Origin of the sequence: Rhodovulum sp. PH10, assembly GCF_000293785.1 — a bacterium.
In the GTDB taxonomy this organism is placed as follows: domain Bacteria; phylum Pseudomonadota; class Alphaproteobacteria; order Rhizobiales; family Xanthobacteraceae; genus Rhodoplanes.
In genome coordinates this window covers 1-2,051 of sequence record NZ_AKZI01000214.1, presented here as the reverse complement: position 1 = coordinate 2,051, position 2,051 = coordinate 1, and the positions used below count along the sequence as shown (strand labels likewise).

At 70.2% G+C, this 2,051-nt stretch carries 1 protein-coding gene and 1 pseudogene; both read left to right on the top strand.

Features of this window, described 5'->3' with window-relative positions; translation table 11 throughout:
• Positions 1-278: pseudogene (locus A33M_RS21580) on the top strand (hypothetical protein); the annotation flags it as partial.
• 329 nt (positions 279-607) lie between these two features.
• Positions 608-2,051: DEAD/DEAH box helicase (locus tag A33M_RS21575; protein ID WP_202801986.1), on the top strand; the 1,444-nt coding region annotated here is incomplete at its 3' end.

Below are 2,051 nucleotides of genomic sequence, written 5' to 3'. Positions count from 1 at the left end.
CGCGCTACCTCAAGCAGTCGGCGAAGATCAGGGCGTTGCACATGCCGCTGGTCACCACGCTGTCGCATCAGCTGGCGCGCGGCGCCGCGGCCGGCACCATCCGCCCCGGCATCGACCCGGTGCAGCTCTACATCTCGATCGCCTCGCTCGGCTTCTTCTATCTCCAGAATCGCTACACGCTCGCCACCATCTTCGGGCGGACGACCGACGATCCCGACAGCCTCGCCGAGCGCGGCCGCCACATCGAGGAGGTGGTGCTGTCGTATCTGAAGCCGTGACGGCCATGCGAACCCCCAATCCGAGGCGCGCAACGGCACACGAGCCGGGCTGCAACGTCCGGTCGCACCATTTTACCGGTCGCCCAGCTTGAAAATCGCGTCGAAATGGCCCATATAGAGCGCGAGCGGACGACCGACCACGGGTTGGTCCCCCCTGGGCCGCGTGAACGAAATCAATAATCCGGTTTCGGCCCCATCCGCTCTTCGAAGACAGCCCAGACCACGCGGGATGTCCCGTTCATCGGCAGCACGCAGCGCTCCGACCGGGAGCGCGCGGCTCGCTATGGCAAACAGAAAGCGACCCTTTGACTTCCTTCCAAGGTTTTGGATTGGCCGAGCCGATCGCTCGTGCTCTCACTGACGAGAACTACGTCACCCCCACCCCGATCCAGGCCCAGACGGTGCCGCTCGCCCTCGAAGGGCGCGACGTGATCGGGATCGCCCAGACGGGCACCGGCAAGACCGCCGCCTTCGCACTCCCGATCCTCCAGCGCCTGATCACCGACCCCCGTCGGGCGGAGCGGAAGACCTGCCGCGTGCTGGTGCTGAGCCCGACCCGCGAGCTGTCCGGCCAAATCCTCGATTCGTTCCGCGCCTATGGGCGCCACATGCCGCTCACCTCCGATCTCGCGATCGGCGGCGTCTCGATGGGCCGTCAGGTGCGCGCCGTGCTCGGCGGGCTCGACGTGCTGGTCGCCACCCCGGGCCGGCTGCTCGACCTCGTGCAGAGCAACGCGCTGAAGCTCTCCTCGGTCGAGGTGCTGGTGCTCGACGAAGCCGACCGCATGCTCGACATGGGCTTCATCCACGACATCCGAAAGATCGTCGCGCGGCTGCCCAAGGACCGCCAGACGCTGTTCTTCTCGGCCACCATGCCGCAGGCGATCGCCGAGCTGGCGGGCGAGATGCTGCGCGATCCGGCCCGCGTGTCGGTGACCCCGCAGTCCTCCACCGCCGAGCGGATCGACCAGCGGGTGGTGCGGCTCGACAAGGCGATGAAGCCGGCCGTGCTCGCCGACATCCTGCGCAGCGAGCCGATCGACCGCTGCCTGGTCTTCACCCGCACCAAGCACGGTGCCGACAAGGTGGTGCGCAGCCTCGCCAAGTCCGGCATCGGCGCCGAGGCGATCCACGGCAACAAGTCGCAGAATCAGCGCGAGCGCGTGCTCGCCTCGTTCCGCACCGGCGACACCCGCGTGCTGATCGCGACCGACATCGCCGCCCGCGGCATCGACGTCGAGGGCATCTCGCACGTCGTCAATTACGACCTGCCGAACATCCCGGAAAGCTACGTCCACCGCATCGGCCGCACCGCGCGGGCCGGCGCCGAGGGCATCGCGATCTCGTTCTGCGACGCCGAGGAGGTCGCCTTCCTGCGCGACATCGAGACGCTGATCCGGATGCGCATCCCCTCCACCGACCGGCGCGCCGAGCGCCCGGCCTCGCGCTCCGCGGCCGAGGCCCCGGCGACCCGCACCCGGCAGCCGTCCTCGTCCTCCGCTCCGCGGGCCCAGAAGGCGCGCGCGGCGAACGGGCAGGCCCGCTCGCGCGGTGACGCGTCGGGTCGCACCCCGGATGCGGCAGCCCGCAACGGCAGTGCCACCCGTGACGACGTCACCCGTGGCGACGCCCCGCGCGGAAACGCCGCCCGTGGAAACGCCCGGCCGAGCCGGAATGCCCGGCCGCAGCGCCAGGAGCCGCGCCAGGACAAGCCGCAGACCGACGGACGCGCCGATCGGCAGGGCCGCCAGCCGCAGGCCCGGCCGCCGCAGC